The 8,185-nt window shown below is 69.8% G+C and carries 7 protein-coding genes and 1 pseudogene; 6 read left to right on the top strand and 2 right to left on the bottom strand.

Annotated features, from left to right (window positions below):
* The 6 genes and pseudogenes from ACHFGS_RS03730 to ACHFGS_RS03705 all read left to right on the top strand — a co-directional run.
* Positions 1 to 356 (top strand): annotated as a pseudogene (locus ACHFGS_RS03730) (pyruvate dehydrogenase (acetyl-transferring), homodimeric type); the annotation flags it as partial.
* 8 nt (positions 357 to 364) lie between these two features.
* Positions 365 to 1,570 (top strand): PucR family transcriptional regulator, encoded by a 1,206-nt coding sequence (locus ACHFGS_RS03725; RefSeq protein WP_394278575.1) that lies wholly within the window; start codon positions 365 to 367, stop codon positions 1,568 to 1,570.
* A 118-nt stretch (positions 1,571 to 1,688) separates the two neighbouring features.
* Positions 1,689 to 2,603 carry an ACP S-malonyltransferase gene (locus ACHFGS_RS03720; protein WP_394278576.1) on the top strand — a complete coding sequence of 305 codons (915 nt, stop codon included), beginning with the start codon at positions 1,689 to 1,691 and terminating at the stop codon, positions 2,601 to 2,603.
* Positions 2,600 to 3,601: a beta-ketoacyl-ACP synthase III gene (locus ACHFGS_RS03715; RefSeq protein ID WP_394278577.1), complete on the top strand. Its 1,002-nt coding sequence runs from the start codon at positions 2,600 to 2,602 to the stop codon at positions 3,599 to 3,601. The genes ACHFGS_RS03720 and ACHFGS_RS03715 overlap by 4 nt, the downstream gene beginning before the upstream one ends.
* 68 nt (positions 3,602 to 3,669) lie before the next feature.
* Positions 3,670 to 3,918, top strand: a complete 249-nt coding sequence (locus ACHFGS_RS03710) for an acyl carrier protein (protein ID WP_394278578.1) — start codon at positions 3,670 to 3,672, stop codon at positions 3,916 to 3,918.
* Between the two features lie 50 nt (positions 3,919 to 3,968).
* Positions 3,969 to 5,207, top strand: a complete 1,239-nt coding sequence (locus ACHFGS_RS03705) for a beta-ketoacyl-[acyl-carrier-protein] synthase family protein (protein WP_394278579.1) — start codon at positions 3,969 to 3,971, stop codon at positions 5,205 to 5,207.
* A gap of 195 nt (positions 5,208 to 5,402) precedes the next feature.
* Here ACHFGS_RS03705 and ACHFGS_RS03700 read toward each other — a convergent pair whose 3' ends face one another.
* The gene (locus ACHFGS_RS03700) at positions 5,403 to 5,906 is read right to left on the bottom strand and encodes a DUF3145 domain-containing protein (protein ID WP_394278580.1); all 504 of its coding nucleotides are present in this window, start codon (positions 5,904 to 5,906) and stop codon (positions 5,403 to 5,405) included.
* Between the two features lie 183 nt (positions 5,907 to 6,089).
* Complete coding sequence (locus ACHFGS_RS03695; RefSeq protein ID WP_394289159.1) at positions 6,090 to 8,015, bottom strand: heavy metal translocating P-type ATPase; 1,926 nt, start codon at positions 8,013 to 8,015, stop codon at positions 6,090 to 6,092.
* Positions 8,016 to 8,185 lie beyond the last annotated feature (170 nt).

The following is an 8,185-nucleotide window of genomic DNA, read 5'->3' as shown; positions in this document are numbered from 1 at the left end:
AACTCCTGCACCCGACCGAAGAGCCCAAGACGGCCTACGTCACCGAGAAGCTGCGCGACTCCGAGGGACCGATCATCGCCGTCAGCGACTTCATGCACGCCGTGCAGGACCAGATCCGCCAGTGGGTGCCGCGCCGCTACGCGACGCTCGGTGCCGAGGGCTTCGGCTTCTCCGACACCCGTGCCGCCGCGCGTCGCCACTTCAAGATCGACGGCCCGTCGATCGTCGTCCGGACCCTCCAGGCCCTGGCCGAGGACGGCGTCGTCGACCGCGGCCTGATGGCGCAGGCGATCGAGAAGTACCGCCTGCACGACGTCAACGCCGGCACCTCGGGCAACGCCGGCGGCGAGGCCTGACCTCACCGATGACCGAACGGCCGACCGCCCAGGAGAAGGCGGAGACACTCGCGTGGCTCCGCCGTATCTCCGGTGACCTCGCGACCACCACGCTCCGCCGACTCGAGGAATCGCTGACGTGGTACTCCGAGATGCCACCGGGACGGCGGTCGGCCGTCGGTCTGGTCGCGCAGGCGGGGATCTCCGCCTTCATCGACTGGTACGACGACCCCACCTCCACGCCGTGGATCGCCGCGGACATCTTCGCCTCGGCGCCGCGCGAACTGCTGCGGAGCATCAGCCTCACGCAGACCCTGCAGCTGATCCGCGTCACGGTGGAGACGACCGAAGAGCGCGTGTCGGGCAGGGGCGGCGGGCTGCGCGAGAGCATGCTGCTGTACTCCCGCGAGGTCGCCTTCGCGGCGGCTGACGTCTACGCACGCGCCGCCGAAGCCCGCGGTCTCTGGGACGCGCGGCTCGAAGCCCTCGTGGTGGACTCGATCCTCACCGGTGAGGCCGACGAGGAGCTGCCCAGCCGCATCGCCGCCCTCGGATGGCACGGTCATGGCGAGGTCGCGGTGCTCGTCGGCACGACGCCGCCCCAGCTCGACGTCGATCAGCTGCGTCGCACGGCCCGCAAGCTCGGCGTGGACGTCCTCATCGGCGTGCAGGGTTCGCGTCTCGTGCTCGTGATCGGTCGTGCCGAGTGGGGGCGTGAAGACCTCGAGCAGCTCGCCTTCTCGGAGATCGCGACCCGCCTCGAGCCGGGCTTCGGCAGCGGTCATCTCGTCCTCGGTCCCACGGCGCCCGCACTCCTCGACGCGGGCCTCAGCGCGCGCGCGGCCCTCGCGGGCTTCGCGGTCGCGAAGTCGTGGCGTCACGCCCCGCGCCCCGTCGACGCCGACGATCTGCTGCCCGAGCGCGCACTGGCGGGCGATCCGCTGGCGAAAGCCACGCTCATCGAGCGCATCTACCGGCCGCTCCAGGCGCACTCGACCGACCTCGTCACGACGCTGTGGAGCTACCTCGACAACGGACGCTCGCTCGAGGCGACGGCCCGCGAACTGTTCGTCCACCCGAACACCGTGCGCTATCGCCTGAAGCGCGTGTCGGATGTCATCGGGTGGGATGCCACGGGTCCCCGCGAAGCGCTCATCCTCCAGACGGCGCTCATCCTGGGCTCGATCGGCAGCGACGTGGCACGCCGCCGCGCCGCCGGAGTCCGTCGCGGCTGACCCGATCTCTGGCAGGCTGATCGGTACCCTTGAGCTGTAGGGCGCGCACAAGGCATCCTGCGTTTCTTGTGCGCACTCCGACAGCGGCTCGCTGATCGTTCTTGCAAGGATGGAAACCGTGATCATCGCCGTCTTCCCCGGTCAGGGTTCGCAGACCCCCGGGTTTCTCGCCCCCTGGCTCGAGCTCGACGGATCCCGCGACCTGCTGGCCGAGTACTCCGAGTACGCCGAGATCGACCTGATCTCCGCCGGAATCACGTGGGATGCCGAGCAGATCCGCGACACGAAAGTCGCCCAGCCGCTCATCGTCGCCGCGAGCCTGCTCTCGTGGCGCGCCCTCGGAGACCAGACCGCCGTCACCGGTGTCGCGGGCCACTCGGTCGGAGAGATCGCCGCCCTCCTCGCCGCGGGGGTCCTGAGCGCCGCCGATGGCATGCGGCTGGTCGGCATCCGCGGTCGCGCGATGGCAGAAGCCGCCGCCCTCGAGCAGACCGGGATGAGCGCCGTCGTCGGCGGAGACGAAGCAGCCGTCCTCGGGCGGATCGACGAGCTGGGTCTCACGCCCGCGAACCACAACGGCGGCGGGCAGATCGTGGCCGCCGGCGCGCTCGCCCCGCTCGCCGAGCTCGCCGCAGACGCTCCCCGCGGAACGCGTGTCATCCCGCTGCAGGTCGCGGGTGCTTTCCACACGTCCTACATGGCACCCGCTGTCGACACACTCGCCGCCGCAGCGGCAGACGTCGCGGCATCCGACCCCACCCGCACCCTGTGGAGCAACCGCGACGGCGGCGTCGTGACCTCGGGCCGGACCGCGCTGGATCAGCTTGTCGCACAGGTCGCCAACCCGGTTCGCTGGGACCTCTGCATGACCTCCTTCGCCGACGCCGGCGTCACCGGACTTATCGAGTTCGCCCCGGCCGGCACCCTCACGGGTCTCGCCAAGCGGGCCCTGCGCGGCGTACCCTCGGTCGCCGTGAAGACTCCCGAGGACCTCGCCGCGGCGACGGCCCTCCTGACCGGAGAGAGCGCATGACCGCGACGTTGAAGCAGTCCACCGGCGCCGCGCACACGCGCATCTACGCCTACGGTGCCGCGCGCGGCGAGAACGCGGTCCCGAACGAGGACCTCATCGGTCCGATCGACTCCAGCGATGAGTGGATCCGCCAGCGCACCGGCATCGTCACGCGCATGCGCGCCGAGCACGGCACCACCGCGATCGACCTCGCCACCGACGCCGCCCGGGAAGCCATCGAGCGCTCCGGCGTCTCGCCCGAGAAGATCGACGCCGTCCTCGTTGCGACGATCTCCAACCCGAAGCAGACGCCGTCGGTATCGGCGATCGTCGCCGATCGCGTCGGAGCCAACCCAGCCGCCGCCTACGACCTCAACGCCGCGTGCGCCGGCTTCGCCTACGGCGTCGCGCAGGCCGACGCCCTCGTGCGCGCCGGGGCGGCCACCTATGCCCTCGTCATCGGCACCGAGAAGCTCAGCGACGTCGTCGACCCGACCGACCGCTCCATCTCGTTCCTGCTCGGTGACGGCGCCGGCGCCGTCGTCGTCGGCCCGAGCGACACCCCCGGCATCGGCCCCACCGTCTGGGGATCGGACGGTTCGAAATCGGATGCCGTCGGCATGAACCACACGCTCACCGACTTCCGCGACGGTGTCGCACCGTGGCCGACCCTCCGCCAGGAGGGGCCGACCGTCTTCCGCTGGGCGGTGTGGGAGATGGTGAAGGTCGCCCGTCAGGCGATCGAGGCCGCTGGCATCACCGTCGAGGACCTCGCCGCGTTCGTGCCCCACCAGGCGAACATGCGCATCATCGATGAGTTCGCCAAGCAGCTGAAGCTCCCCGAGTCGGTGGTCATCGGCCGCGACATCGAGACAACGGGCAACACCTCCGCGGCATCCATCCCGCTGGCGACGCACCGCCTGCTCGAGGAGCATCCCGAGCTCAGTGGCGGGCTCGCGCTGCAGATCGGCTTCGGCGCCGGGCTCGTGTTCGGCGCCCAGGTCGTCGTCCTCCCCTGACGGCGCCCCGCTCAGACCTAAACTGACAAACGGCCCGCCGGGCCCGACCACCACAGAAGGAGACACCCATGGCATTCACCAACGACGAGGTCCTCGCCGGTCTGGCAGAGCTGATCACCGACGAGACCGGCATCTCGGCCGACGAGGTCGCCCTCGAGAAGTCGTTCACCGACGACCTCGACATCGACTCGATCTCGATGATGACGATCGTCGTCAACGCCGAGGAGAAGTTCGGCGTCACCATTCCCGATGAAGAGGTCAAGAACCTCAAGACGGTCGGCGACGCCGTCACCTACATCACGTCCAACCAGGCTTGACGCGCGCATCCGGTGGGGGTGCGCCCCCACCGGAGCCGCACGAGGGATCCATGAGCACTTCACGCATCTTCGTCACCGGTATCGGTGCGACCACCCCCATCGGCGGAACCGCCGGCGAGAGCTGGGACGCGCTGCTGGCCGGCACCTCCGGCGCACGATCGCTCGAGCACGAGTGGGTCGAGAAGTACCAGCTTCCGGTCACCTTCGCCGCGGAGGCGAAGGTGCGCCCCGACACCATCCTGGACCGGCCGGTCGCGAAGCGCCTCGACCCGTCGTCGCAGCTCGCAATGGTCGCCGCGCAGGAAGCGTGGGCGGATGCCGGCTCCCCCGAGGTCGACCCGGAGCGCCTGGGCGTCGAGTTCGCCACCGGCATCGGCGGTGTGTGGACGCTCCTCGACGCGTGGGACACCCTCCGCGAGAAGGGCCCACGTCGCGTCATGCCGATGACGGTGCCCATGCTGATGCCCAATGCGGCAGCCGGCAACCTCTCCCTGCACTTCGGTGCGCGCGCCTACGCCCGCACCTTCGCGAGTGCCTGCGCCTCCAGCACCGAGTCGCTCGTCAATGCGATCGAGCACATGCGCGCCGGCCTCGCCGACATCGTGATCGCCGGCGGCAGCGAATCCGCGATCCACCCCATCACGATCGCCTCGTTCGCCTCGATGCAGGCGCTGTCGCGACGCAACGACTCCCCCGAGACCGCCTCGCGACCCGGCGCCGTCGACCGCGACGGCTTCGTCATGGGCGAAGGTGCCGCCGTGCTGATCCTCGAGACCGAGGAGCACGCGAAGGCCCGCGGCGCGAGGATCTACGCCGAGCTCGTCGGCGGCGGCGTCACCGCCGATTCGTACCACATTACCGCGAACGATCCCGAGGGCACCGGCGCCGCCCGTGCCGTGCGGCTGGCGCTCGAGATGGCGGGCGCCTCCCCCGACGAGGTCACCCACGTCAACGCGCACGCCACCTCGACTCCCGTCGGCGACCCGAATGAGTATGTCGCCCTCAAGAGCGTGTTCGGCGACCGCGTCGAAGAGCTGCCTGTGTCGGCGACGAAGGCGTCCACGGGACACCTGCTGGGTGGCACCGGCGCGCTTGAGGCGATGTTCACAGTCCTCGCACTGCGCGAGCGCATCGCGCCGCCCACCATCAATATGACCGAGCCGGACCCGGCCGTCCCGTTCGCCCTCTCGGGTGAGCCGACCCCGCTCGGCGACGGCGACCAGCTCGCGATCAGCAACTCGTTCGGCTTCGGCGGCCACAACGCCGTCGTCGCGTTCCGATCGGTCTGAGCCGCGGCATCCGACAGCAGAAGACGCCCCCGGGAAGCCTTCCGGGGGCGTCTTCTCTTGTGATCAGCCGGGATGCCGCTGCCCCGATCTCCGGGAAGCCTTCCGAAGCCGGTCGTGGCGGCCCCGCCTGAGGGTCTTTCGTTCGAGGAGTGTCCGCGTCGCGAGGATCGTCTCAGACCCGGTCGATGCCGGGGCTCAGCCGACCTTGTGGAGCCAGACGACGGGGGCGTCGTCGCTCGCGTGGCGGAACGGCTCGAGCTCCTCATCCCACGCCGATCCGAGTGCGACGCTCATCTCCCGCTGCAGCTCCCGCATGTCGCCCGCGGCGATCTCCATCGCGTAGCGGATGCGGTCCTCGCCGATGACGACGTTGCCGGCGACGTCGGTTTGGGCGAAGTGGATGCCGAGACTCGGCGTGTGCAGCCATCGCCCACCGTCGCTGCGCGGCGTCGGGTCCTCGGTCACCTCGTACCGGAGGTGCTCCCAGCCGCGCATGGCCGAGGCGAGGGCCGCGCCGGTGCCCGCAGGGCCTTCCCAATAGAACTCGGCACGACGGCTGCCCGCGAGCACCGGCTGGTCTGCCCAGTCGAAGTTCACGGCATGACCGAGGGCGCGACCGGCCGCCCACTCGAGGTGGGGGCACAACGCGCGCGGCGCAGAGTGAATGAAGATCACTCCACGCGCCTGAGGTGTCGCCATCGTTCTCTCCGTTTCGTTCAGGTACGTCTTCCCCTACGACCTGATGGAGCGAACTGCGGCGGGATGTGCGGTTGTGCGCCCATTATCACCCACGTCACGGTCGAATGACAACCGTGTCGTCCCCGGTACGAATCGGCTGAGGACGCCAAGCGACGTGCCGTGAACAGGCGCGTAGCCGGCTGGTCATGGCGTCGATGTGCGGTCGAGGATCTTGGCGGTGCTGGCGGCCGGGGTGAGGTCGAGACGTCGCAACAGCTGGGCGTTGAGGGCGACGACGACGGTGGAGGCGGACATGAGGATCGCGCCGATACTCATCGGCAGCACGAATCCGATCGGTGCCAGGACGCCTGCAGCCAGGGGGACGGAGATGAGGTTGTAGCCGGCGGCCCACCACAGGTTCTGCTTCATCTTCCGATAGCTCACTCGGGAGAGGTCGATGACCGAGAGAACCGATCGCGGGTCGGAGGAGGCCAGGATGACGCCGGCGGAGCCGATGGCCACGTCGGTGCCGGCGCCGATCGCGATGCCCACATCGGCCTGGGCGAGGGCGGGCGCGTCGTTGACGCCGTCGCCGACCATCGCGACCTTCCTGCCCTCGCGCTGGAGTTCGGCGACCTTCGCGGCCTTGTCCTCGGGCCGCACGCCGGCGAACACGCGGTCGATGCCGAGCTCGGCGGCGACGGTGTCGGCGACGGCTTGGGCGTCGCCGGTGAGCATCACGACCTGCGCCCCGGCGGCATGGAGGGCATCGACGGCGTCCTTGGACTCGGGCCGGATCTCATCAGCCAGCCGCAGGGCGCCGATGACCTCGCCGTCGGCGAGGACGTGCAGGATGATCGCCCCCTCAGCCCGCCACCTATCGGCGACGGGCAGTTCATCGAGTCCGTGCTGTTCGAGCAGGTACGGACCCCCGACCTCGATCACCGTGGCTCCGTGCTCGTCGGTGACAGTCGCCTTCACTCCGACGGCAGGCGAGGAGGAGAAGTCACGAGCTTGAGGGACGTCGAGGTCGCGTTCCTTCGCGGCGCTGGTGATGGCGCGTGCCAGGGGGTGTTCGCTGTCGGCCTCTGCGGCGGCGGCCAGCGCCAGGGTCTCGTCACCGCCGCGGCCGCTGGCGGGCTCAATGGCGGTGACGGTGGGCTCACCCTTGGTGAGGGTGCCGGTCTTGTCGAACAGCACCGCGTCGACGGTGCGCATGGACTCCAGAGCAAGCCGGTCCTTGACCAGCACCCCGCCGCGGGCGGCGCGCTCGGTGGCGATGGAGACCACCAGCGGGATCGCCAGGCCGAGCGCGTGCGGGCAGGCGATCACCAGCACGGTGATGGTGCGCACCACCGCGTCGTCGGGCAGCCCGACCAGCGCCCACACCACGCCGGTGATCGCGGCGGCTCCGAGGGCGAACCAGAACAGCCAGGCCGCGGCAGTGTCGGCGATGCGCTGCGCGCGGGACGAGGATGCTTGCGCGTCGGCGACGAGCTTCTGGATGCCGGCCAGCGCGGTGTCGTCACCGGTGGCGGTGACTTCGACTCGCAGTCCGGAATCGGTCGCGACAGTCCCGGCGACCACGTTCTCGCCTACCTGCCGGCGGACGGTCCTGGACTCCCCGGTGACCATCGACTCATCCATCGACGCAGACCCGTCGACGATCCGCCCGTCGGCGGGGACCGCCGAGCCGGGGCGGACGATGACCAGGTCACCGACGGCCAGGTCGGCGGGCACGACCTTCACGATCTGGTCGCCGTCGAGTTTCTCGGCCTCGTCGGGCAGCAGCGCGGCCAGGGAGTCCAGCGCCGAGGTGGTCTGGGCCAGGGAGCGCATCTCGATCCAGTGGCCGAGCAGCATGATGACCACCAGCAGAGCCAGCTCCCACCAGAAGTTCAGCTCGTGGTCGAGCAGGTGCAGGCTGGCGCCCCAGGAGGCGATGAACGCGACCGTGATCGCCAGCCCGATCAGCAGCATCATCCCCGGCTTCCGGGAGCGGACCTCGGAGACGGCCCCGGTCAGGAACGGCCAGCCACCCCAGAGGTAGACGACGGTGCCGAGGAGGGGCGAGACCCACCACACAAACGCGGCGTCGGGAAGGTGATAGCCGATCAGGTGCGCGAACATCTCGTTGAACCCGACCACCGGGACTGCGAGGGGTGACGTCCCGCTGAGTGGTGGAGTTTCTCAACACCGTGCGAGATCAGCTTCTGTGATTATGCTGCAGCGAGTTCGGGGATCGCGACCTCCTTCTCGGTGGTGTTGAGGAGCTTCATGGAGTGCTCGCTGAAGTAGCG

The organism is Microbacterium sp. (assembly GCF_043427715.1).
In the GTDB taxonomy this organism is placed as follows: Bacteria; Actinomycetota; Actinomycetes; order Actinomycetales; family Microbacteriaceae; genus Microbacterium.
This window is presented reverse-complemented; position numbering and strand designations above follow the sequence as displayed.